Genomic DNA, 24,127 nt, shown 5'->3' with positions numbered 1-24,127 from the left:
CTTTGGAAAAGGATTCTATTTAGGACGCTACATTCTGTTGCTATTTTAGGAAAGAAATTGTAAGAAATAACAAAGAAAAAAGGCTGAACGAAAGGATCTTCCATTGCTCTATCAGAACCTACTCAAACCTATTTTATTCCAGTTTGACCCGGAATCCGCACATCATTTGGCTTCTTCTTTTTTCCATTTGTCCCAAAAAGTACCTTTCTTAAACCAAACATTATCTTCTGTTTTTAATTACAATTCACCTCGACTTTCCCAGGAAGTGGCAGGGATTCAGTTTCCAAATCCTGTGGGACTCGCTGCAGGTTTTGATAAAACCGCGGAATTATTTCCTACTCTGATTCACATGGGTTTCGGGTCCGTAGAGGTAGGAACCGTCACCGCGAAAGAACAACCGGGAAATGAAAAACCCAGACTTTTCCGTTATGGAAAAGAAAAAGCACTGATCAACCGAATGGGTTTCAATAATCCGGGAGCGGATCGGGTTGCAGAACTTTTGAAACTTCAAAAAAAATCAGGCGTTCGAGGCATCAATGCAGGAAAATCCAAAATCACCCCTTTGGAAGAATCCGTATCCGATTATGTTTACAGTTTTCAAAAATTAGTCCCTTTTGCTGATTACGCGGTTGTCAATGTAAGTTCGCCTAACACACCAGGACTTCGTTCTCTCCAATCCAAGGAAGCGCTGACGGAACTCATCACCGGAATCAAAAAAGGCTTTGATGGAAATTTCCCCATTCCACTTTTTTTGAAATTCGCACCTGATCTCTCCTTACAGGAGTTAAATGAAAATCTGGAACTTTGTCTGAGCTTGAAAACAAGCGGAGTAATTCTCACAAATACTACTTTGGACAAAAAATCTCTCGGCGGAGGCCCTCATCCGGAAGGCGGCTTATCGGGAAATCCTCTCTTTGAAAAATCTTTGGATTTCGTTTCTAAGGCATATCAAATATTGAAAGGGAGAATTCCCATCATCGGAGTCGGTGGAATCGATTCCGGAGCCAAAGCCTTGCAGATGTTCGAGGCAGGCGCCAATCTCATTCAGATTTATACCGGCTATATCTATGAAGGTCCTTTTTTACCTAAAACGATCAACGCCTATCTCGATCGTTATCTGCTAAAAAACAATATTAAAAACATAGCGGAAATTGTCGGAAACAATAGTAGAGTAAAATAGTGAAATCTTCCTGCGGTCATTTCGGTATTTGCGGCGGTTGTACGAATCTTTCCATGGATTATGGAAAGGAACTGAGTAAAAAGGAACAGTTTCTGAAAGAGACATTTTCCGCTTTCCGCCATGTGGAAATAAGACCGATTCTTGCAAGTCCGTCCGCCGAACTCTACCGTCATAAATTACAATTGCCTTTTGGTCGCAGAGTGATCGGCAAAAAAGTAATCACAACTTTGGGTCTATTCAATAGGGAATCCACTTTTATCGTAGATCAAAACGAATGTTTAATCCAAGAACAGGCGTTAACCGAAATTACCCAGGCAGTCAAACTCTGGGCCCGCAAAGAAGGCCTCCCTCCTTATAATGAAAAATCCAAACGAGGAATTTTAAAATACCTCGTTGCCAGAAAATCATTCACAACAAAAGAAATTTTAGTGGGAATTGTAACTGCTCAAGAACATATCCCTCATCCAAAAGATTTATCCAAAAGATTGCACAATCACATAACAGACCGTATTGGTAAATCGGGCAAATACGGAAAATTGGTAGGCATCATTCAAAATATCAATTTGCGTCATACTTCGATGGCACTCGGTAGAGAAGAAAATCTTCTCTGGGGAAGACCTTACATCAATGAATCCATCGGAAAATACCGCTTTCGAGTCGGACTTTCCACATTTCTACAAGTCAATCCTTCCCAAACTCCCAGCTTGTACAATTTGATCCTGGATGAAATAGAAAAAGGGAGTCGGGTGATCGATGCCTATTCCGGAATCGGAACGATCTCACTTTGGTTGTCCGGTGTGGCAAAAGAAGTGATCGGTCTGGAAGAAAATCCGAATTCCCACAAAACAGCGATCGAAGCGTTGAAAAATAATCATATTTCCAATGTAAAATTCAGAAAAGGAAGAGTTTCCGAAACCTTACCAATGTTACTTGCACAAGATTATTCCACGGTTGTCCTCGATCCCCCTAGATCGGGATTAGGCGAAGAAGTAGCCTTGGAATTGGCAAATTCAAGAATACAAAAAATCATTTATGTATCTTGCGACCCGATCAGCCTCAGAGATGATGTCAGGATTTTAAGTAAAAATTATTATCTAAGTTCCTTACAACCTGTGGATATGTTTCCCAAAACGGATCATTTGGAAACGGTCGCCGTTTTGAATCGGAAAGCTTAATAATAACGCCAAAAAACCCAAGAATCTTAAAATAAAATACTTTTATTCGCATAACTAATTTATCCACCTGACGTAACGCAGGTAATTTGGTTATCGGGAATTATGCGTTTTCGCTAAAATAAGATTTGACAGGTATTAGACGGCTTCAAAGTATTGATTTCAAAATATGAAAATTTGCTTAAAGTATTGCTATTCTATAATTTTATTATTTACTTTCTTAAATTGTAAATCGAAAGATCTACGACTATACGATCCAGCTAATAATAACGAGCAGAAACGACATTCAATATTTGCCTTCGGACAATATAGATTTTATAATAAATTTTTATTTGGCTCAACGGCAGATCTATATGGTAACTTTGAAATTGTCGAAGTGATATCTGTTGATCACGAAGGGAAAAAATTAATTACTAGCCCTGTTATTCCGGAAGAGCCATTTGAAGTAAAAAATGGTGAAGATTCCGTTTTTCTTTCAAATTTCATTGAGTTCGATGGCTATCAGACTTACTTATTTATTAATCCTGAGAAAAAATACGCATTAAAAAATATAACTTACTCTATGCCTTGTGGTAGTGACTGTACTCGCAACATACAGATGAAGTTTAATCTATATGATAGTTTTAAAGTTTTTCCTATCACCGCAAAACCCGGAAATTTTAACTTTGCGGGAGTTTTCAAAATTACAATTGAAGAAACGACTTCGGATGATCCTGATGGAACAATTATATTAAGCCCTGATCCATTGTATAATGCAATGATGGAAAGTTTAGGTAAATTTAAAAAACAAAAAGCAATAATAATACCTGAGGACGGAACATTAAAAAAAGAAAATCTTAAGAATGCAATTAGTGCCTTATACTCAAATCCGGAATCGATCACATTAAAATCAGCTGAAGAGAAATTTTATACTGAATTCATAAAAAAACAAAAGGCTGGTTACTGGAAAGAAAAAGCCCAAGCATTAATTGGAACGAACAAAAAATGATAAAGATTGCTAGATTTATATTTATCACTTTAATTTTATCTAATTGTATAAGTGTATATGAAAATCCCAAGTTTACAAATAACATTAAATTCAATTTACCAAGATTGGAACCGGTTCTTTTTCGTTTAAAAACCAATTTTTTCGATTTATACGGTAACAAAAAAGAGTTAAACGAAAATGCAGTAAATTATTATAAAATGGAATTAATCAAAGAAATTAATAATTGTCGATGCTTAACAAGTTTTATTGTTATTTCTGATTTAGAAAAAATTGAAGATTTTAGTGAAAAATATAACTATATAGTAGAGCTTGAACAAGATATTTTCATTGAGCATAATATCATTGCGCTCAATGAAATATTAACATTCTACACACTTGGAATAATTCCTACATGGAATAATATAAAATACAAACTGAATTATAAACTTTTAAAAAAAGATAATACTAAACTTTTATCAAATACTTATGAAAATAAGGTAAAATTATACCGGCATTTCATATTATTAGCACGTATGCCGTTCGACAAGACTTCTTATGTTTTTGATAAAGCGGATATCGTAAAAAAAATCATATATGATGATATTTATTGCAGCAATCTAATACCACTTGCCAACTAATTCGAAACGCAGTATCATACAATCTCACCAATCACCTGTTTTGCGGCAATTTTACTGAATGCCATAATGGTAAAACTGGGATCCACACTTACACCCGTAGGAAATACCGAAGAATCGGAAACGAATAGATTTTTGAATCCGTGCACTCTGTGAGTGGAATCGACAACCGAATTATGAACATTAGTTCCCATACGGCATCCTCCTGCAGGATGAGGCGCCGCCATAGGGAATTCTCCCGCCCTCCATTCTAAAGATCGAATCTCTTCCCATTTCGGGAGTTTGGAAAATCGATGGGTTTTGAAACCGGGAAGGAATACTTCCTTCGCTCCCGCCTCAAAATTCAAAATCATTTGTTTGTATGTAAGATCGTTAAAGATCTGTTTTGTGATCTTGCCGAAAGGATAATGAATTTTTCTTTTTCCGGATCGATCCACTTCAATGCGCCCAAGCTCCGTTTCGACATCATCAATCCAACCGATGGTTCCTCCCAATCTCGGCATCTGCTCCATAAATTCGGAATGTTCTTTTCCGAATCCCGGAATGAGTGCCGCAAGAGTTGCCGGTTGCAATTGGTTCGGCATAAGCATATATCCGCCTTGTCTATAGTCCCCGTTTCTATATTCGGCTAACCGAAATGCTTCGACCCCGTAAGCCGCAGGGATATTTCTCCATTGAATGATCGGTTCCTCGAACAAAGCATGAACCATAGGGGATGGATTAATGGCAAGATGTTCCCCCAGCATAGGCAACCTATCCTTAAATCCGTTGCGAAGTAAGAATGTGGAACTTCCGAATCCACCTGCGGCAACACAAACCGCTTTCGCTTTGAATATGATTTTTTTGGATTCAGGGCGAAGTGTTCCTCTGTCAATGGAAATGGTTTCCAATCCTACGACCTTTTGTCCTTGAATCAGCAATTTTTCAGCGCGAAGATCCGTATACACATCGGTTCCCAAAGCGACCGCCCTTGGGATATGAGTGACCAACTGTGACTGTTTGGCGCCAAACATGCAACCTTGCATACAATGCCCTGACTTCTGACAATTTTTTCGAGCTTGGGGGACTGCATGTCCTTCCCAACCTAACTTCTGCGCAGAGCCGCGAAAGAGTTGGTTCATTCGATTGAAGTAGGGTTCAGCAGCCGGATTTACGTTTAAGTTTTCTTCCAGCTCATTCCAATAGGGAGACAGATCTTCAGAAAGATGTCCCAGAACCCCGTATTTGCGATTCCAAAGTTTCAATCTGTCATCCGGTGTTCGGTAACTGTCCGCCCAATAATGTACTGAGGCGCCGCCTAAATTATTTCCATACACCAGAGAAACACTCCCGTCGGAAGTAGTATGAAAATTTCTTTCGGCGGAAATTTTCCCCGCCATATTCAATTCGTTATTGTCGAAAGTCCCGGTATGATAATTGCCTCCTTGTTCGATCAAGGCAACATTCACTCCCTTTTTGGCAAGTTCATAGGCAAGAGTCGCTCCACCGCACCCAGATCCGATCACGACCACATCCGTATGAATTTCTTCTCCGTGAGAATACGATTTCCAGTTTCTGTAATTTCCTACTTTCATTTAACTAACGTTTACCGATTTTTTATAATGAATTCTGGACTCGCTCCACTTTTCGGGAGGATTGCCGAAAGGGCCGTCGTATCCGATTTGTTTCCAAGTGCTTTCGTGGCAGTAATAGGCGAGAAAGGTAACTAATTTCAAATTTCCGATAATGGCTCTTATGGCATCCGAATCCGTATCTTTTGTTTTTTCCAAAAAGGAAATCCTATCTTCCTTAGAAAGTTTATGGAACCGGGAAAAGTGGCCGTAGAAAAAAGGCAGATAATCCAAACCGATGATGGCCATATGGAATTCTTCCTGAATCTCTTCGGATACGAAATAAAACTCCTCGTCCAAACGACGCATTACTTCCGCTTGGCGAAAATCCGACACATTCTTTTCACCGGGAAGTACAGAGATGGCCCACGCCTCCAGGATTTTCAATTCATAATCGGAAAAGAAAAGATATTTTTCCTTTTTTTCATCCGCGCAAGCCCAACTAACAAATAATAAGCCGGCAAAACTCACACGATTCAAAAAACCTTTTCTTGAAAATTTTTCAGATTCCCAATGCATAAACTCTTCCTAAATTTTTAAGATTTTTCCGTTTTACCGCAACAGGCTTTCCGTTTTGCAAAAGAAATGCATCCCCTGTTGCTATGATATCCCATATTTGTCCTCGAAAAAATACATTCATACCATTCTTAATCTGATGTACTTCCGCCCTTCCCAAGAGAGAATACTTTTTCCACGCCTGCCATTCCGTGATTTGATTTATATCTTTCGTGTTTACATCTTTCGGCGTTTTTCCACCGTTATACCCATTCCATTTTTTATCCCATGCATCTGCAGGAGCAAGCAAAGAAGGGATCGCGAGTAAAGTTGCCGATTGATTCGAAGCATTTTGGTACGCCTCAGGATACCAGGAATCCGCACAAACTAAAGTGGAAAGAGTTCCCAAGGGAGTGAGGATGGATGGATTGGACCCGGGATTGGATCCGGAAATAAAACTTTTTTCGTCTTCGATAGGAAATGATTTTCGGGTAATGCGCTCATCCACCTCACCGTCAGAGCGAAAATAAAAACTTACATTTTGCAAAGGTCCGTCCGTAACGGTGATCTTTCCTTCAACAACTTTCGGCTCCGGCAAAATAATGGAACCGGCAACGATCGCAACTCTGTATTCTTTCGCCAAACGGGAGAAAACGGTTTGATAGGAATGAGCCATTTGCCATGCCTTCATCCGGAACAAAGTTTCTTTCAAACTATCCGTTGAAGAATTATTTCCGAATAAATAAAACCAAACAAATCTACCCAGATTTTTGAGAACAACGGTTTCCATTGCATCACCGACTGTAGGTTTCTCAAAAAGAGATCTGTCTTCACCGCTTGCCACAAGCCAGGTTCCGATATACTCCGGCAAAACAACAACCGTTCTTTCCACAGGCAGAACTTCTTCCCTTTTCGCATAATCAAAGTAAACTTTTAAACTCTGATAGAATGCTTCGTCCGTTGAATAGGAAGATTGAATCAAATAAGGCTCGATTCCAACCAAATACCCTTTTTGCGGTTTGCCTTCAACTTGAATCTCCATTTCCGGCTTAGGTTGTTTTGCCAAAGCGGTCTGCAGATCCAGTTCGGTTTTGGAACAGTTTGTAAGTAGAATGACTAAGAAGGAAAAACAAATCCAACGCATTCGTATATTTTACACTGAATCCAAACTAGAACAATATTTTATTGTCTTCCTCCATTTTTCTCATAGAGTGACCCTAATCTATGAAAGAGAAAGTTTCTCCAAAAAAAATCGTACTCGCATACTCCGGCGGTTTAGACACCTCCGTGATTTTGGCATGGCTGAAAGATACCTATGGTTGCGAAGTCATCGCATTTTGTGCCGATGTGGGCCAAAAAGAAGAGCTTACGGGCCTGGAAGAAAAAGGCAAAAGCACGGGTGCATCCAAAGTTTATATCCAAGACCTAAGATTGGAATTTGCCCGCGATTTTATTTACCCTGCCATTCGCGGATCCGCTATTTATGAAATGCGTTATCTTTTAGGAACTTCTCTTGCACGTCCTTTGATTGCCAAAGCAATGGCGGAAGTTGCAGAGAAAGAAGGTGCGGACGCGTTTGCTCACGGCGCCACGGGAAAAGGGAACGATCAGGTCCGTTTCGAACTTACTTTCAAAGCACTTTCCCCCAACTTACAAATCATAGCTCCTTGGAGGACATGGGAATTCGGAGGAAGAGCGGATCTCATCGAATATGCAAAAAAGAAAGGAATCCCTGTTCCCGTAACAGCTGCTAAACCATACTCGATGGATAGAAATCTAATGCATATTTCCTTCGAAGGTGGAATTTTAGAAGATCCTTATAATGAACCGAAGGAAGATATGTTTGTTCTTTCCGTTTCTCCGGAAAAGGCTCCGGACAAACCTACTTACCTTGAACTCGGTTTTGAAAAAGGGGACTGTGTTTCCATCGATGGCAAAAAACTAAATCCTTTGGAAGTCCTGGAAACACTCAACGACTTGGGCGGAAAAAACGGAATCGGAAGAGTCGATATCGTTGAAAACAGGTTAGTCGGTATCAAATCAAGAGGAGTGTATGAAACTCCGGGCGGAACGATTCTTCATATTGCCCACCGTGATTTGGAATCCATTACTTTGGATCGGGATACCCAACACAAAAAAGACGAACTTTCTCAAGAGTTTGCCCGCTATATTTATAACGGTCAATGGTATTCCAATCAGATGAATGCTCTTCGGGCCTATATAGACTATACCCAGCAGTTTGTTGCAGGTACGGTAAGAGTGAAACTCTATAAAGGCAATTGTACAGTTGTTGGGCGAAAGTCGGACAAATCGCTTTACAATGCTGGTCTTTCTACTTTTGAGAAGGAAGAATTGTACAATCAATATGATGCGGAAGGGTTTATCAATCTTTACGGGCTTCCTATGAAAGAATGGGCAAGAGTTAGAAAATCATAATGAGAGCGGTTGCAGTTTATCCCGGTTCCTTCGATCCATTTACAAATGGCCATCTTGATATCATTCGACGAGCTCATCCGTTGTTCGATAAGATCATCGTTGGAATTGCAAACAATTCAAACAAATCGTCTCTTTTCTCAGCAGAGGAAAGAGTCGAGTTGATAGAAAAAGTTCTTCATGGCTGGGAAAATATCGAGATCGATACGTTCCAAGGATTGACTGTAGACTATTGTCGAAAAAAAAACTCAAGAGTCATTTTAAGAGGATTGCGTGCCGTTACCGATTTCGATTATGAATATGCAATTTCCTTAATGAACAAAAAATTAGCTCCTGAGATCGAAACTTTTTTTCTGATGGCGGATAACGAGTATTCTTTTGTATCATCTACCATCGTCAAAGAAGTAGCACGGCACGGTAGAGCTGTTTCCAATCAGGTTCCCGATGTAGTGAATGAAGCTCTCTTGAAAAAGTTTCACGGATAAAGATTTAGATCCTAAGAATACCAATATGGCAAAAACCAAATCTACCTTATTTTACGCATTAACCCTAATAGGGTTTGGCTTGTTTGCTTACTACCTGATTCAATTAGGTACGGACTTGGAAACTCATGCGATCATCGTAAAGAAGGATGATCCTGAAACTTTGATACAAGGAATTCTTGGCCAAATCAAACACCCTCTTGCTCTTTTGTTCTTACAAATCATAATCGTAGCATCTTTTGCCCGATTTGTAGGATATATATTCTCCAGAAAATTAAACCAACCCAGTGTAATCGGAGAAATCGTCGCAGGTATTTTGCTCGGACCTTCCTTGCTCGGATTTTTCTTTCCGGAGACGATGGGATTTCTTTTTCCCAAATCAAGCTTACCTACTTTGGGAACATTCAGCCAGATCGGTTTGGTTCTATTTATGTTCATCATCGGTATGGAGCTGGATGTAAAAGTTTTAAAAAACAAAGCTCACACCGCAGTTATCATCAGTCATGCGAGTATCATTTTTCCTTTTTTTCTAGGAATGATTTTAGCGTATTATTTATACCAGGATTACGCTCCCGACAATATCTCCTTCGTTTCTTTTTCCTTGTTTCTAGGAATTGCAATGAGCATCACCGCCTTTCCCGTACTTGCTCGCATCCTGCAAGAGAGAAACCTCACGCGAACTCCGTTAGGCGCTCTGGTATTGACCTGCGCTGCTGCAGATGATATCACTGCTTGGATTTTACTCGCCATCATCGTAACTATTTCCAAAGCAGGCAGCCTAAATACCGCACTATTTACAATCGGGCTTTCCTTTGCCTATCTGCTAACAATGTTATTTCTAGTGGCACCTTTTCTCAAAAGATTAGGATCCATCTATATCTCCAGAGAAAACCTCACAAAAACCGCGGTATCGATTATTTTATTGATACTATTCATTTCCTCCTTCTCCACGGAGGTGATCGGAATTCACGCATTATTCGGTGCTTTCCTCGCGGGAGTGATCATGCCTTCCGAAGGAAATTTAAAAAAGCTGATCGCTGAGAAGATAGAAGATCTTTCCGTAGTTTTATTTCTTCCTATTTTCTTCGCAGTCACAGGACTAAGAACGCAGATTGCACTTTTGAATGATCCGAAACTTTGGATGGTACTCGGACTTGTCATTCTGATTGCAGTCATCGGAAAATTCGTAGGGAGTGCAATTGCTGCTCGCATAGCAGGATCTACCTGGGAAGATTCCTTATCCGTAGGGGCCTTGATGAATACACGAGGGCTTATGGAACTCGTAGTTTTGAATATAGGTTACGATTTGGGAATTTTAAGCCCGGAAATTTTTGCAGTATTTGTTCTGATGGCTTTGGTTACAACGGCGTCCACCGGACCTGCGTTAGATGGGATTCAAAAATGGTTTTCCGCAAATCAAAGACCGAGCGAAATTAAAAAACCGGAAGAAAACAAACTCCATGTGGTAGTCGCTTTTGCTCAGGAAAAAATGGGAAAAAGTCTGGTACGATTAGCGTATGCACTTTCCGGCAATCAGAAGAAAAACCTGGATATCACCGCTTTGCATATTTCTCCGAACGATTCTCTGACCAATGAACAATTGACAAATTACAGAGAAGCCAGTTTTGAATCCATTCGCAATACCGGGGTTGAACTCGGGATGGAAGTGAGAACGGAATATAGAACAACTGATAATATCACTTACGAAATCGTAAATTTTGCCAAACAAAAACATTCCAATCTGCTTTTGATCGGTGCTGCAAAATCTCTTTTTTCCCGAAGTTATACCGGAGGAAAAATCAAAGGAATTTTAAATTACACTCCTGCGACCGTAGGAGTACTCATAGACAACGGTTTGGAATCTTACGACAAAGTGGGAATCATTTATCATTCTCCTGACGACCCGATTCTCAAATTTGCCGAAAAATTACTCACCCTCAAAGGCATGAAATCCACCAAACTCAAGCTAGAGGAAATACTCCAACCGGAAACAGACATCAATCCTTACCCTATTTCGGTTTCAAAATTATCCTCTTTTTCGGTGGTGATCATTGACTTGGACACTTGGGATGAAGTTGGTTTCGAAAAAATCGAAGAGTTGCCTACTTCTTTTCTTTTGGTGCGTTTTCACTCCTAAAGATTCGGTTGCTTTTTTAGGTTTTTATGAGGTTCTGGACTTATGGAAAGAACTTTCATCATGCTCAAGCCGGATGCTGTTAAAAACAAGCATATCGGCGATATCCTTCAAAGAATCGAAAAAGAAGGATTTAAAATCCTAGGACTTAAGTCCTTAAAACTCAGCCTCGAAGACGCAAAACAGTTTTACAAAGTGCACTCCGCTCGCCCATTCTACAATGACCTTTGCAGTTATATGGCATCAGGTCCGATCGTGGCAGCTGCACTGGAAAGAGAAAATGCTGTATTGCATTGGAGAGATGTAATCGGTGCTACAGACCCAAAAGAAGCGGCACCGGGAACAATTCGCGCACTATTTGCAGAAAGTAAAGAAGCAAATGCAGTGCATGGTTCCGACTCCGTTGAAAACGCTCTCCAAGAGATCGCTTTTTTCTTCAAAGGTTACGAACTCAATTAACCCCCATTAGCCGACTTGTAAAAACCAAGTCGGCATTTGTTAACAAGTGAGTTCTTTTTCATATCATTTAGAATCCGCAAAATCGTTATTCGATCCTTTCTTTATTCCTACAATCCAAACTATTTTAAAAGGTTTTTCCCCTTCTCGGGTCAGCGAGGCTGCTCTTTACAGCTTACAAGCCGGTGGAAAAAGAATCCGCCCCGCAATAGCAATTAATAGCTATTATGCGAATCAGAATATTCCGAAACCCAATACGGAAGATATAAATTTAAATAACCTGCTTTATCTTTCTTCCGCAATAGAAAGCATACATACTTATTCTTTGATCCATGACGATCTTCCTTCCATGGACGACGACGACATGCGAAGGGGAATGCCTACTTGTCACAAAAAATTCGACGTGCCCACTGCTATCCTTGCAGGAGATGCATTGAATTCTCTGGGATTCTATTTGGTACGTTTTATCAATTCAAACGATGCCAACCTACTAAAAGACTGTTTGGATTATTTGCATGAAGGTGCCGGCATCCCCGGAATGATCACAGGCCAAATGGAAGATCTGGAAGAAGAAGGAAAATCCGGAACCTCCGAATATAGAAAGAGTTTGTCTCGGAAAGAAAGGCTTCTTTCCATTCATGAGAAAAAAACAGGAGCACTTATCATCGCAAGTTTTCTTTTAGGAAATCGTCTTCGCTCCGATTTTAAAGAAAGAGAAGCGAAGATCAAAGAGTATTCCAAAGAAATCGGGATCCTATTTCAAATTACCGATGATATTTTAGATGTGGAAGGAAGTGCGGAATCTCTGGGCAAAACCCCCGGCAAAGATGCAAACTCGGGAAAACTAACTTATCCCTCTCTTTATGGAATGGGAACGGCAAAAAAAATGCGTGATGATTCCAGAGACAAAGCTTACTCTTATGCAATCGAACTGGAATCGGAAACCAACCAATTCTTCAAAGGATTGCCAAACTACATTGCAGAAAGAAAAAATTAGACTGGATGACAGATTAGTTTCACTCGGCCTATGCAAAGATAAAAAAGAAGCCCTTTCTTATATCTTATCCGGCTCGGTGCTTGTAAATGACGAACCGATTACCAAAATCGGATTCAATGTTCGCATAACAGATAGTATTCGAATTCGGGAAATCATCAAACAGTATGTTTCCCGTGGTGCCAAAAAACTACTGGGTGCTTTGGAAGCTTTTCCGAAAGCAAATCCAAAGAATAAAATCTGTTGGGATTGGGGTGCTTCCACAGGCGGTTTTACACAAATCCTCCTCGAGAAAGAAGCAAAACATGTTTATTCCGTTGATGTAGGCTATGGCCAATTGGCGCAGAAGCTGGCCAATCACAAATCTGTGACGGTCTTGGATAGAACCCATATCAAAGAATTGAATTGGGAATTATTGGGTGGTAAATCCGATTCAATCTTTATCACGATGGATCTCAGTTTTATATCCCTATTGTCCGTATTTCCAACAATCACTCGTTTAGCGAATGAATCTCCCGGTACAAACTGGGAAGGAATTAGCCTACTCAAACCTCAGTTTGAAGCAAAGGAAAAAGATCTTACGGAAGGAATTGTCACGGATCCTTTGGTGATCGGTAGGATCATTCGGCAAGTTTGGAGAGAGATCAGAAAACAGGATCATTCTATAAAAATCTTAGGAATTGTAGAATCCCCTATCAAAGGAACGGAAGGAAATAGAGAGTTTTTATTTTGGTGGAGAAAGGAAGGAAAAAATCTTAAGTGAAAACGGAGACTGCTTCTCGCAATTGATCGGTAGTAAAAGGCTTCATCAAATATCCGTAAGAAGGGTCTTTGGAGATTTTTCTTTTATGATCATCATCTAAAAATCCGGTTAAAAACAAAATCGGAACGGAGAATTGATTTTTTAAAGATTCTGCAGTTTCCATTCCGCTGAGAGAACCTTCAAGATTGATATCCATAAGAATCAAGTCAGGAACTTTTTCAGAAACAATTTGAAATGCTTCATCCCCGGAAGGAACTACTGCAATCACATTGAATCCGAAAGACTCGATTTTCTGTTTGATATTGAGCCCTAGGAACGGTTCATCCTCAACGACAAGGATGTTCTTTTTCATCATATATGCACGATTTTCAACAAGGCTCTCTCTTAAAAGTAAAAATAGATCAGTGTTTATTAAATACTTTAATTTCCTTGGCTATGTCACTTGACCTTTCCAAATGAATCGCATGTTTTGCACCTTTCAACAAAACCAACTTACTCCCTGTTATGTAGGACTTCATTTTTTTCATCATCGCAACAGGCGTGATCTCATCCTCTTCACCTGCAATGATAAGAGTCGGAATTTTTATTCCGCGAATCTTATCACCGTGAAAAATTCGGTGTTCTTTTTTGAGAGTGTTCTCTTGTAAAAATTGGTTTTCCCAACCGTTCCAAACTGTAACTAAAGTTTTTCGTAAAAGGAAGTTCGGTTCGGGACTATCCGACCCGTACAAATGAGTGAGAAGCTCTACTACTTGTTTTTCCGTTTTAGGGAATAATAGCTTTTGCATTCTTTCTCTTTCCGGATGAGGAATCCCTCCTGGTGACAGCAAAATTAATTTTTTAATCCGCTTGGACTGATCACCCAGAACCATATGCTGTGCAATCAAACCACCCATGGAATGGCCGACCAAAGTCACATTTTGAAGACCCAGTTTTTCCAAAGCTTCCAAAAGAAGTTCTGCCCAGACATCAATCTGAAATAGATATTTGATCTTCGGAAGTTTGCTATTTCCATAGCCGGGGTGGTCAAAAGAAATGATCCTTTTTTTATCACCTAACAAATCTTTAATGATTCTTCTGAAACCGAAACTATGATCCAAAAGTCCGTGTAAAAAAATAATACAGTCTTTCCTGTTGGTTTGGAAATCCCAAAAAAACAAGGAATGGCCTCCGAGGTCTACGTACTTGGGAATGCCTCCCATATTTTTCATTGATTTGTTTCGTTGAAATTGATAATTTCGGTAGATGGTTCTATAGATAAAAGAAAACATACTTTTTAAGAGATCAGACCGTCATGATTGAACAAACGAACTCATTGCTTCCGCTGATCCAAAGTCTTTTCTTACCATCCTACGAAGGCTTTCTACTAGTCGATTCGAAAAGTTATCGGATTTTAATCGCAAATCCGAGCATTGAAAAACTTTTGGGATTTTCTCCCGGTGAATTGCCCGGACTCAAATTGGAAAGCATCCTTCCTCAAAACGGATTGTTTGTTCGAATGATCAATGTTTTAAACGAACATGAGATTAACAAGAAAGCTCTTTGGCAATTGAGGAAAAAAAACGGTGAATTGATTCATATTGAATTTATGTTGCAACGGCAAACTTTACCAGATGATTTTTTGGAATGCATTGCCATCTATGTAGAAGACAAATCCGCCATCAAAGATCTGGAAATTCAGATCAATTTCACTCAGAATTTATTTCAAGCTATTCGTGAAGTCAAACAAACCATTCAGGAAGACAAAGAGCCTAACATAATCCTTCAGACCGCATGCCATTTTTTACAAAAAGCAAAACAATATGATTTTGTTTGGGGAGTTCTGGCAAACGAATTTGAAAATCATATCGAATTTTCCGAAAAACAATCGTTTGGTTTAATTCACAGATCGGTTACGGATTTTTTTAATAAAACCGAAACCTCAATGCCTATGAAAACTCTTCTGGAAAAGGCCGATGGTAATCCGTTTTCTTATTCAAACAAAGAAGACAAATACAAAGACTGGTATGAAGAATTAAAACATTCCGGTGTCGTATATGGATTTTGTTTTCCGATTTCTTGGAACAATTTAACTTATGGCGGTTTGGAAATTATTTCCTTTCAGGAAAATCCGTTCACCCCGGATGAAATTAGTATTATCAACGAAATTGCTGTAGATATCGGATTTGCAATCTTTTCCAAAATCAATGAAGAAGAAAGATACAAAGTACTAAAAAAAACCAGATATCAAGGGAAATTATTAGACACCATTGAAATTCCTATTTTTACCCTAGACCAATATCTTCGATTGGAATATGCGAATGATACAGCTATAAAAACTCTGGGAATCTCATTCCAGGAATTAAAAACAAAAGATCTGTTAGGTTTATTTCATTTGGAAGATGAGATTGCTTCTTCGATGCTTTTGGAATCGGTTAATAAACAAATCATAGTTAAAAACAACAATAATGAAGAAATTTCGATGATGTTCCAATCCTCTATTATCAGAGACGATAATGATGATTTTCAAGGGCTTATGGTTATTTTATTCAATCTTTCCGAATTGGCACATGCGGAAGAAGCGCTTAGAAATTCCGAAGAAAGATTAAGAACTATTTTTGCGACGATGAACAACGGTATTGTGGTAGTCAACGATGAAGGAATTATCCTTGATATTGCACCGATTTTTAAATTTTTGCTCTTTCAAGTCGTTCCCATGGAAGCTGGAGATTTTGTATTTTCCTTTCTGGATAAAGTACATCAGGATTTATTCAGAAGCACGATTCAGGAAGCACAACGAAGTTTAAGCATTCAAACCAGAGATTTTTTCTATACGATTTTAAATGAAGAGTATTCCTTTCAGGTGAGATTCATACCGATCAAACGTTTTTCCAATCTGGAAAAAGTTGTCATGTTGGTTTTTACCGACACGACAGAGGCAAAGAGACTGGACCGCCAATTGATCGAATCCATGAAATTTGTAAGTATTGGAGAGATTGCGGCGGGACTTGCCCATGAAATCAATAATCCTTTACAAAGCGCCTTACTCTACTTAGATGATTTAATTGTTGTCGAAGAAGAAGATCCTGCCGAAAGAAAACTGATCTTAAAAAAAATCGAATCCGCAAATTTGAGAATCCGAGATCTAGTACGTGCCCTTCTTGACTTAGGTCGAGTAGAAAGTCCTAATCGGGATTTGGTTTCACCATATTATATTTTAGTAAGGGCAAGTGAACTAGTCGAAGTAAGCTGCAAAAAAAAAGGAATCGAATTCACCCGACACGCAGGTCCGAATTTACCTGGAATCTTTGTTCGCTGGCAGGAAATAGAGCAAGTATTAATCAATTGCGTCGTAAACTCAATCAATGCTATCTCCGAAATGGAAAATCCGGTTCCAAATCCGAAAATAGAAATTGGAATTGATCTTGTAAGGATTAGTAAAAAAGATTGGGTAGTGTTTTCTATCGAAGATAATGGTCCTGGAATGAGTGAAAATATAATCGAGCGTGCCTTTCTACCCTTATTCACAACGAGAAGGGAAAAACAAGGTACCGGGCTCGGACTTTCCATTTCAAAAAAAATTATCAATGACCACGAAGGGGATATTACCATTAAATCAAAATTAGGAGAAGGAACTAAGATCGAGATATTACTTCCTGCACATGTAGAAATCAATGAGTAAAATTCTAGTCATCGACGATGAAGAAGAAATACGTATTGCCTTAAAGAGAGTATTAACTCGCGAAGGGTATGAAGTCGTATTATCCGCGTCTGTTATTGATGCAATAGAAAAGGTAAATTCGGATAAGGATTTTAGTTTGGTGATTTCTGACATTATGATGAAAGGAAAGAATGGAATCGATTTCATTCAGTATGTCTCGGAGTCGAATAAAAACCTTCCTGTTATCTTAATTACTGGAAATCCGAATCTCGCTACCGCGGAATCCGCGGTAAGATTTAAAGCATTCGAATACATCTCAAAACCGGTGGATCGATTTCAAATTCTTTCCGTTGTAAAACGAGCGATCGAATCCAAAACAAAAATCGATGTAGACGCGGAAAAACTACACCAGTCCGAGATCATGGAAAAAGTGTTACGGTCGCAGTATCTCGACCTTAACAGACAAAATGCGGCCATTCTGAACGCCACTTCCGATGCCGTGATTACAATCGATTTTAATAAAACAATCGTATCCGCAAACTCCGCAACTTTTGAAATGTTTCGTTATCCTTCCCCGGCAGACCTGATCGGCCAGACGATTCAGGTATTATTCACCGAAAACAAGATGGATAAATACATTGATCGAATCCAAGAAGTAATGAGTAAAAACCAAATAAAACAAGCATATCAACAAACAGATGTTACCCTGAAAAGATCCGATGATAGTACGTTTGTTGCCGATGTGGCGATTTGCACTTATATCCTGGACGGAGAGTCTTATTTCACCGGTGTTGTTCGGGATGTTACTCAGAAAAAAATGATGGTAGAACAGCTAATTGACTCGGAAAGAAGAGCTTTTCTCTCTACCGTAGCCGCAAGTATAGGTCACGAAATCAATAATTCCTTAACCGCCATACAAGGATTTGTTGAAATGGCCATGAAAGAAGCTGCGGAAGCAAGTTTGAAAGATCGAGCTTTACAAGTTACATTAAATCAAACGCAAAAATTGCAAACATTGACCTCCAATTTACTACAACTTGGAAAATCTTCCAAAACGCGATCGGAAACCATCGAGCCTATAGATGTGAACAAAGCTGTCTCGCATGTTTTGGAGGTCTTCAAAGAAACTGCCCGATTGAAGTACTGTCAGATCAATTGGGAGCCGGGAGAAAAACTTTCAATCAATATCAATCCGGACCAGTTCAGTTTGTTATTATCAAATATTTTATTGAACGCGGCGGATGCTACGAAAAATACCGGAACTATCTCCATTCAAGCTTTCAAAGAAAAAGGATGTGTCCACCTATCCGTTGCAGACGATGGATATGGAATGACTGAAGAAGTCATTTCAAAAATCTACGAACCCTACTTCACTACAAAGGAATTGGGGAGAGGGACTGGACTCGGAATGTTCGTTGTAAAGCAGATCATCGATTCTTTCGGAATCAAATTGACGATCAGTTCTGAACCGGAAAAAGGTTCGGTCTTTACATTTATTTTCTCCAACTAAAAATCATTTTTTAACAAATAACTATGACCAATATTCTTTCGAATGAAATAACGGATTATTTGGATTCCTTATACCGAGGAAAATATGAAACACTACCTTTGCAGGAAGAAGCGTCTACAAGACGATATTTTCTAATCAAAACGAACAATGCCAAAGAAGTGCTTTGCGTGGATCAGAAATTAAATCATGATTTTATCGAGATAACGAAATTTTTACGATCCAATCAAATCCGTACCCCGGAAGTCATCCGAACAAACGAACAGCTGAATTTAACATTTATTAGCTGGGAAGGAAAGAATGATTTAAGCAGCTTAAGTCCAGAGCAGTATAAAAAACGACTTCCTGAAGTGTTGGATCTGATTTTAAAACTGCAAACCTTGGAGCCATTACAAATTGTCGCCGAACGACGATTTGATCTTGAAAAGCTCATGTTTGAAATCAATCTTACTATCGAAAAATTTCATAAAATGAAAACAATGTACAGTTTGGAAACGGAGATCACGGATGAAGCTAAATATTTCTTAGAAGAAACTGCAGGTTATTTGGACAAACATCCTGTTAACGTTTTTACTCACAGGGATTTTCATTGCAGAAATATTCTTTTGAATGAGGAAAACGGCTTAACCTTAATTGATTTTCAAGATGCAAGAATGGGAATTCCCCAGTACGATCTGGTCAGCTTGATCTATGATGCGTATTATCCACTGACAAAGGAATACCGTTCCGAATTGATCGATTACTTCCGAAAACGCACCATCGGAAGCGACAAAAAATTCAAAGAAAGTTTATATCTGCAGGCTTTGCAAAGATCCTTCAAAGCGTTAGGAACTTATTTCAGAATGGTGGCTGATGAGAAAAAAATGAAATTCAAACCATCGATTCTTTCCTGTTTGCAACAACTGGAAGAAATCATCCAGATAGGGATGTTTGCCGATTCCCTGTATGTCTTTATCCGTTCCTTGAGAAACGAATTAGCGAAACACCCCGAATTCAAATCCTTGCCGAATTTCATATGAAAGTTTTCTTTTTAGCAGCAGGTTTCGGGAAAAGAATGGGAGATTGGACCAAAGAAACTCCCAAACCGTTATTAAAAATAGACGGTATTTCTTTTCTGGATTATTCCTTTTACCTGGCAAATCGGTGGGGACTTGCAGACGGATGGATCAACGTACATTACTTAGGTGAAAAAATAGTGAATCATCTGAAAGATTTCAAAGGATTGAAATTGCAAATCTCTTATGAAAAAAAGGAAATCTTAGGAACAGCCGGCGGAATCAAAACAGCGATTCAAAATAATATTCCGGAGGAACCAATCTTGCTAATGAATCCGGATACCCTTCTATTCCCAAAATCTGACTTCAAAATCAGGACAGATCTTCCGGGCCATTCGAAGATTCATCTTTATTTGCAAGAATTAAAACCTAATGAAAATTATACGAAAATTCATCTTACCGATGATGGAAAAATCGAATTTGGATTCGGAAATTATTATTATATCGGGCTTTCCATTCTTGACCCGAGCGTATTCGATGAAGTTCCTGCAGATACTTATTATGATTTGTCGATTATTTTTAAAAATCTGGTGAAAGCAAATCAAATTACAGGTGAAGTATTCGCAGGAACAAGTCTTGATCTAGGTGAACAGAAGTTATATGAAGATTCCATGAATCAGAATATTTTTGGAGAAAAAAAAGAATCTATTCTAAAATATATCAAAGATTCTTTTTCTAATTGATTTTCGTTTTCCAAAAAAGCGCTTAAGTTCCGAAATTGTCCAGAATTTCCTTTCTTCTCGCTTCATACCCTTTTTTTCCAAGCAAAGCAAACATATTGTTTTTATAATCCTCTACTCCGGGTTGATCAAAAGGATTAACACCTAACATATAACCGGAAATCCCGCAAGCAAATTCGTAAAAATACATAAGTTCTCCCAAAACTTCTTCGCTCAATTTGGGAATTTTAATCTGCAAACAAGGAACTTCTCCGTCAGAGTGAGCGATCAAAGTTCCAAGAACCGCTTGATCGGATACTTCGGATAATTTTTTTCCTGCCAAATAATTCAACCCGTCCAGGTCTTCCGTCTTTTCAGTCATATAAAGATCATACTTTGGAATTTCGATTTGAATGACAGTCTCGAATAAATTTCGCTCCCCTTCCTGCAAATACTGTCCCATCGAATGTAAATCCGTTGTGAACAAAACTCCCGCAGGAAAGATTCCTTTCTTATCTTTGCCTTCGCTTTCTCCGTACAATTGTTTCCACCATTCTATAAAGTAAGCAAGTGCGGGAGAATAACTGACCATGACTTCTGTTTTTTTACCAAGAGAATAAAGTGCGTTTCGGTAACTTGCATAAACGCAGGCAGGATTTTCCTTCGGAGAAGAATCTTTCGAAAGCTCCGCTTCCATATTCTTTGCTCCTTCCACCAATTTATTGATGGAAAAACCGGCAGCAGCAATCGGCAATAACCCGACAGGTGTTAAAACCGAATAACGTCCGCCTACATCATCCGGAATGGTAAAGGTTGGAAAATGATAATCATCCGATAGTTTTTTCAACGCACCTTTGGAAGCATCCGTTGTGGAGAACACTCGGTTTTTAATTCCTTCTTTGCCGTATTTTCGTTCCAAAAGAGAAAGTAACAAGCGAAAGGCGATCGCAGGTTCCGTAGTTGTTCCCGATTTGGAAATTACATTTACGGAAAATTCTTTTGTTTCCAGAAAGGCAAGCAACTGAGCATGATAATCGGAATCCAAATGATGACCGGCATACAAAATCCGAACTCCTTTTTTCGGAGCTTCCCAATTTTGAAAAGGAGAAGACAAAGCTTCAATAACAGCGCGGGCTCCCAAATAAGAACCTCCGATTCCTACAACTACAAGAAATTGGGAATGGCTTTGGATGATTTCCGCAGCTTCCCGAATTTTTGTTAATTCGGAAGAACTGATGGAAGAAGGAAGTTTTACCCAGCCTAAATATTCATTTCCTTTTCCTGTCTTAGAAAGAAGCATCTCTTTTGCTTTTGATGCATTTGAAAACTGAGTATTTATTAGCGAATCGGGTATAAATTTGTCCGTAAATTGAGTTGATAGTTTTAAATTCGCCATTTGTAAATAACCTCGAAGAGAAGAAAAAATCCTTAGTAAAAATAGAGTGAATAAGTAACTGTGTAAACAAAATTTGGAAATTCCGATGCCATCGCAACCAGATCTTTTTCTAGAATTTTTAAATCAATTCGAAGGCAAACAGGATACAATTCGCCATTTCCAGGCACCCGCACGTATCAATATCATCGGCGAACATGTGGATTACCTGGGAGGAATCGTTCTCCCCGCAGCCATCGATTTTTCCATTGAGTGTTTGATTCGCCCGAAAGATAATAATTCGATTATATTATATTCTAGCGATTTTGATCGCAAAACAGAAATAAAACGACCTTTTCAAAACTCAAAGGAAGACCCTTGGTCGGATTACATCGCAGGCGTAATTCATGAATTGGAATCTTTAGGCCATTCCATTCCCGGGTTCGAAATGCTCATCAAGGGAAACATTCCTCAAGGTGCAGGTCTATCTTCTTCGGCGGCTTTGGAAGTTTTGGTAGGTTATTCGCTTTCTACGGTTTTTCAAATCGATTTGACTCGACCTGAAATTGCAGTCATAGGGCAAAAAGCCGAAAACAATTTTGTAGGAATGAAGTGCGGGATTATGGATCAATTTGTCATTGCAAATGGCAAAAAAGATCACTGCCTATCTTTGAATACGGATTCTCTCGAATTCAATTATCATCATTTTGATTTAGGAGAAAATGAATTTTATCTCGTTAATTCAAACGTGAAACACAGTTTAAAGGACAGTGAATACAATACCCGAAGGCAAGAATGTGAATCGGCATTAGCCAAAATCAAACGAATTGATCCCAAAATCACAAATTTATATTCGTTTAGCTTGGATAAGTCGGAATGGAAACAATTCGATTTTACTGAAGATGAAACGAAACGAGTCATTCATGTAACTACCGAAAGAGAAAGGACAAAATCGATCATCCGGACTCTTTCGTCCGGAAATTATGCAGAAGTAGGAAAATTTTTATACGAATGTCATTGGTCCTTATCTCAAAATTTCGAAGTCTCTTGTGAAGAAACCGATGAAATCGTTAGACTGTTACAAAACCGGGGAGCGCTTGGAGCCAGAATGATAGGTGGTGGCTTTGGCGGATGTGTTCTTGTTCTGGATAAAATCGCAAATTTTTTCAAAACAAGCGTCGAATTAGAAAAAAGTTATCAACAAAAGTTCGGGTATCCGGTAAAGTTCTACAAGTTTAAGATTTCAGACGGCGTTAAAGAGATTATACATTCATGAGCGAAAATTGGAAGGATTATGCGATAGAAGCTGGCGACTTTAAAATGGAAGTCATAGAAAAGAACAGAGTTCTACTCCCTGCGACAGCGATTGTTTTTGAAGTTTCCGGGGAAATCAACTTGTACAATTCTCAAGCCATTAAAGAAAACTTGGAAAGACTGATCGAAAAAGGGATCGTTCATATTTTCTTATACTTGGAACTCGTTTCTTATATAGATTCCTCCGGTCTAGGTGCATTTCTAGGAATCCATTCCAAACTATCAAAAGTGAGCGGATTCATTCGTTTGGTTTCCCCTTCCGAAAAAGTCCGTTATGTGTTAGAGCTAACAAAATTAAAAAGCCTCCTCCAAATTTTTCCTACTTTAGAGGCTGCTTCCGAAGTTTTCTAATTAAAAGTAATTAGGAAAAAGATAACTTAATTTTTTCATCTGCTCGGGGTTTCTTTTTTCCGGCGCAGTAATAATAGAGTACTTTGTACTTTCTTTGAGAGATTGATCATCACTCAAACCTATTTGGTCGATCAAAACCGATAAAAGTTTTTTAGATGCTTCCGCATTTTTTAATAAGTTCTGAATCACCATCTCCACAGTCACGTGAGCTTCATCTTCTTTCCAACAATCATAATCCGTTGCAGTACATATCATTTGATAAACGATTTCCGCTTCGCGAGCAAGTTTCGATTCGGGAAGAACCGACATATTAATGATATCTCCTCCAAGAGAGCGATACATATGTGATTCGGCTCTTGTGGAAAAAAGAGGTCCTTCCATACAAACGAGTGTTTTGTTAGTATGAACATTCAACCCCAATGATTTGGCAGCCGTTTCCGCTTTTTTGGCAAGGCTTGCGGAAAATGGGTCTGCAAAAGGAGCATGCGCAACGACCCCGTTTTCAAAGAATGTAGCATGTCTGAGTTTGGTTCTATCGATAATCTGAGAAGGTATAATAAAATCTAAAGGATGAATCTCCTCTCTTAGGCTTCCTACTGCACTGAATGCGATGATTTCTTCAACGCCTAAGCTTTTTAAGGCGGCGATATTGGCTCTTGCAGGAACTTCAGTAGGACTTAAAAAATGTCCGCGACCGTGTCTTGGTAAAAATGCAATTTCTTTTCCCTTAAATACTCCGATTGTAATTGTATCCGAAGGCTTTCCCCAAGGAGTTTCCGGTTGAACCTCTCCTTTGATTTCCATACCTTCCAAAGAATACAATCCGCTCCCGCCGATGACACCTATCTTTACTGTCCCACTCATAAGATTACCTCTCGAAAGCATGTTGAAATTTATCTTTTTAGTTG

Annotated in this window: 23 protein-coding genes; 16 read left to right on the top strand and 7 right to left on the bottom strand. The window is 39.0% G+C overall.

Translation table 11 applies throughout. The features are described from left to right. Positions 1 to 103: 103 nt before the first annotated feature. The 4 genes from DI077_RS00425 to DI077_RS00410 all read left to right on the top strand — a co-directional run bounded on the left by DI077_RS00425 (position 104) and on the right by DI077_RS00410 (position 3,957). Positions 104 to 1,180: a quinone-dependent dihydroorotate dehydrogenase gene (locus DI077_RS00425; RefSeq protein ID WP_109021769.1), complete on the top strand. Its 1,077-nt coding sequence runs from the start codon at positions 104 to 106 to the stop codon at positions 1,178 to 1,180. Then, positions 1,180 to 2,355 carry a 23S rRNA (uracil(1939)-C(5))-methyltransferase RlmD gene (gene rlmD / locus DI077_RS00420; RefSeq protein WP_242935292.1) on the top strand — a complete coding sequence of 392 codons (1,176 nt, stop codon included), beginning with the start codon at positions 1,180 to 1,182 and terminating at the stop codon, positions 2,353 to 2,355. Before DI077_RS00425 ends, rlmD begins: the two co-directional genes overlap by 1 nt. A gap of 166 nt (positions 2,356 to 2,521) precedes the next feature. Then, positions 2,522 to 3,340, top strand: a complete 819-nt coding sequence (locus DI077_RS00415; protein WP_109021767.1) for a hypothetical protein — start codon at positions 2,522 to 2,524, stop codon at positions 3,338 to 3,340. Further along, on the top strand, positions 3,337 to 3,957 hold the full coding sequence (locus tag DI077_RS00410) for a hypothetical protein (protein ID WP_109021766.1): 621 nt from the start codon (positions 3,337 to 3,339) through the stop codon (positions 3,955 to 3,957). Before DI077_RS00415 ends, DI077_RS00410 begins: the two co-directional genes overlap by 4 nt. A gap of 14 nt (positions 3,958 to 3,971) precedes the next feature. Here DI077_RS00410 and DI077_RS00405 read toward each other — a convergent pair whose 3' ends face one another. Genes DI077_RS00405 through DI077_RS00395 form a run of 3 tightly spaced genes read right to left on the bottom strand, consistent with a single transcriptional unit; the run spans position 3,972 to position 7,203 of the window. Beyond that, complete coding sequence (locus DI077_RS00405; RefSeq protein WP_109021765.1) at positions 3,972 to 5,528, bottom strand: FAD-dependent oxidoreductase; 1,557 nt, start codon at positions 5,526 to 5,528, stop codon at positions 3,972 to 3,974. Further along, the gene (locus tag DI077_RS00400; RefSeq protein WP_242935291.1) at positions 5,529 to 6,083 is read right to left on the bottom strand and encodes a hypothetical protein; all 555 of its coding nucleotides are present in this window, start codon (positions 6,081 to 6,083) and stop codon (positions 5,529 to 5,531) included. Further along, positions 6,067 to 7,203 (bottom strand): carbon-nitrogen hydrolase family protein, encoded by a 1,137-nt coding sequence (locus DI077_RS00395; RefSeq protein WP_242935290.1) that lies wholly within the window; start codon positions 7,201 to 7,203, stop codon positions 6,067 to 6,069. The genes DI077_RS00400 and DI077_RS00395 overlap by 17 nt, the downstream gene beginning before the upstream one ends. A gap of 80 nt (positions 7,204 to 7,283) precedes the next feature. Here DI077_RS00395 and DI077_RS00390 point away from each other — a divergent pair, with 80 nt between their 5' ends. The 6 genes from DI077_RS00390 to DI077_RS00365 are packed head-to-tail and all read left to right on the top strand — an operon-like array spanning position 7,284 to position 13,321. Then, positions 7,284 to 8,495, top strand: coding sequence for an argininosuccinate synthase (locus tag DI077_RS00390; RefSeq protein ID WP_109021764.1), 1,212 nt, complete (start codon positions 7,284 to 7,286; stop codon positions 8,493 to 8,495). Then, the gene (gene coaD, locus DI077_RS00385) at positions 8,495 to 8,977 is read left to right on the top strand and encodes a pantetheine-phosphate adenylyltransferase (protein WP_109021763.1); all 483 of its coding nucleotides are present in this window, start codon (positions 8,495 to 8,497) and stop codon (positions 8,975 to 8,977) included. The genes DI077_RS00390 and coaD overlap by 1 nt, the downstream gene beginning before the upstream one ends. Positions 8,978 to 9,002: 25 nt before the next feature. Continuing rightward, positions 9,003 to 11,111, top strand: a complete 2,109-nt coding sequence (locus DI077_RS00380) for a cation:proton antiporter domain-containing protein (protein WP_109021762.1) — start codon at positions 9,003 to 9,005, stop codon at positions 11,109 to 11,111. Between the two features lie 42 nt (positions 11,112 to 11,153). Beyond that, positions 11,154 to 11,567: a nucleoside-diphosphate kinase gene (locus DI077_RS00375; protein ID WP_109021761.1), complete on the top strand. Its 414-nt coding sequence runs from the start codon at positions 11,154 to 11,156 to the stop codon at positions 11,565 to 11,567. Between the two features lie 46 nt (positions 11,568 to 11,613). Further along, positions 11,614 to 12,561 carry a polyprenyl synthetase family protein gene (locus DI077_RS00370; RefSeq protein WP_109021760.1) on the top strand — a complete coding sequence of 316 codons (948 nt, stop codon included), beginning with the start codon at positions 11,614 to 11,616 and terminating at the stop codon, positions 12,559 to 12,561. Next, positions 12,542 to 13,321 (top strand): TlyA family RNA methyltransferase, encoded by a 780-nt coding sequence (locus tag DI077_RS00365; protein WP_109021759.1) that lies wholly within the window; start codon positions 12,542 to 12,544, stop codon positions 13,319 to 13,321. The genes DI077_RS00370 and DI077_RS00365 overlap by 20 nt, the downstream gene beginning before the upstream one ends. On the opposite strand, the gene DI077_RS00360 is transcribed toward DI077_RS00365, so the two are convergent. Both DI077_RS00360 and DI077_RS00355 read right to left on the bottom strand, forming a co-directional pair. Next, on the bottom strand, positions 13,314 to 13,676 hold the full coding sequence (locus DI077_RS00360; RefSeq protein WP_109021758.1) for a response regulator: 363 nt from the start codon (positions 13,674 to 13,676) through the stop codon (positions 13,314 to 13,316). The two genes, DI077_RS00365 and DI077_RS00360, sit on opposite strands and share 8 nt — an antisense overlap. A 46-nt stretch (positions 13,677 to 13,722) precedes the next feature. Then, positions 13,723 to 14,592: an alpha/beta fold hydrolase gene (locus DI077_RS00355; RefSeq protein WP_242935289.1), complete on the bottom strand. Its 870-nt coding sequence runs from the start codon at positions 14,590 to 14,592 to the stop codon at positions 13,723 to 13,725. 23 nt (positions 14,593 to 14,615) lie between these two features. Between DI077_RS00355 and DI077_RS00350 the strand changes: the two genes are divergently transcribed. Genes DI077_RS00350 through DI077_RS00335 form a run of 4 tightly spaced genes read left to right on the top strand, consistent with a single transcriptional unit; the run spans position 14,616 to position 20,206 of the window. After that, positions 14,616 to 16,982: an ATP-binding protein gene (locus DI077_RS00350; RefSeq protein ID WP_109021757.1), complete on the top strand. Its 2,367-nt coding sequence runs from the start codon at positions 14,616 to 14,618 to the stop codon at positions 16,980 to 16,982. Further along, positions 16,975 to 18,471, top strand: a complete 1,497-nt coding sequence (locus DI077_RS00345; protein WP_109021756.1) for a hybrid sensor histidine kinase/response regulator — start codon at positions 16,975 to 16,977, stop codon at positions 18,469 to 18,471. The genes DI077_RS00350 and DI077_RS00345 overlap by 8 nt, the downstream gene beginning before the upstream one ends. A 23-nt stretch (positions 18,472 to 18,494) precedes the next feature. After that, the gene (locus tag DI077_RS00340) at positions 18,495 to 19,487 is read left to right on the top strand and encodes an aminoglycoside phosphotransferase family protein (RefSeq protein WP_109021755.1); all 993 of its coding nucleotides are present in this window, start codon (positions 18,495 to 18,497) and stop codon (positions 19,485 to 19,487) included. Continuing rightward, entirely contained in the window at positions 19,484 to 20,206 is a 723-nt protein-coding gene (locus tag DI077_RS00335) for an NTP transferase domain-containing protein (protein WP_109021754.1), read from the top strand. Before DI077_RS00340 ends, DI077_RS00335 begins: the two co-directional genes overlap by 4 nt. A 22-nt stretch (positions 20,207 to 20,228) precedes the next feature. Here DI077_RS00335 and DI077_RS00330 read toward each other — a convergent pair whose 3' ends face one another. Next, positions 20,229 to 21,578, bottom strand: coding sequence for a glucose-6-phosphate isomerase (locus DI077_RS00330; RefSeq protein ID WP_109021753.1), 1,350 nt, complete (start codon positions 21,576 to 21,578; stop codon positions 20,229 to 20,231). A gap of 85 nt (positions 21,579 to 21,663) precedes the next feature. On the opposite strand from DI077_RS00330, the gene galK reads away from it, so the two are divergent. Both galK and DI077_RS00320 read left to right on the top strand, forming a co-directional pair. Next, on the top strand, positions 21,664 to 22,830 hold the full coding sequence (galK, locus tag DI077_RS00325) for a galactokinase (protein ID WP_109021752.1): 1,167 nt from the start codon (positions 21,664 to 21,666) through the stop codon (positions 22,828 to 22,830). Continuing rightward, positions 22,827 to 23,219, top strand: coding sequence for an STAS domain-containing protein (locus DI077_RS00320; protein WP_109021751.1), 393 nt, complete (start codon positions 22,827 to 22,829; stop codon positions 23,217 to 23,219). The genes galK and DI077_RS00320 overlap by 4 nt, the downstream gene beginning before the upstream one ends. On the opposite strand, the gene mtnP is transcribed toward DI077_RS00320, so the two are convergent. Further along, positions 23,220 to 24,083, bottom strand: coding sequence for an S-methyl-5'-thioadenosine phosphorylase (mtnP, locus tag DI077_RS00315; RefSeq protein ID WP_109022179.1), 864 nt, complete (start codon positions 24,081 to 24,083; stop codon positions 23,220 to 23,222). Positions 24,084 to 24,127 lie beyond the last annotated feature (44 nt).

It is taken from the genome of Leptospira kobayashii (assembly GCF_003114835.2).
Taxonomy (GTDB): domain Bacteria; phylum Spirochaetota; class Leptospiria; order Leptospirales; family Leptospiraceae; genus Leptospira_A; species Leptospira_A kobayashii.
The sequence above is the reverse complement of the archived record's forward strand: the minus strand, read 5'-3'. Positions and strand labels throughout refer to the sequence as shown.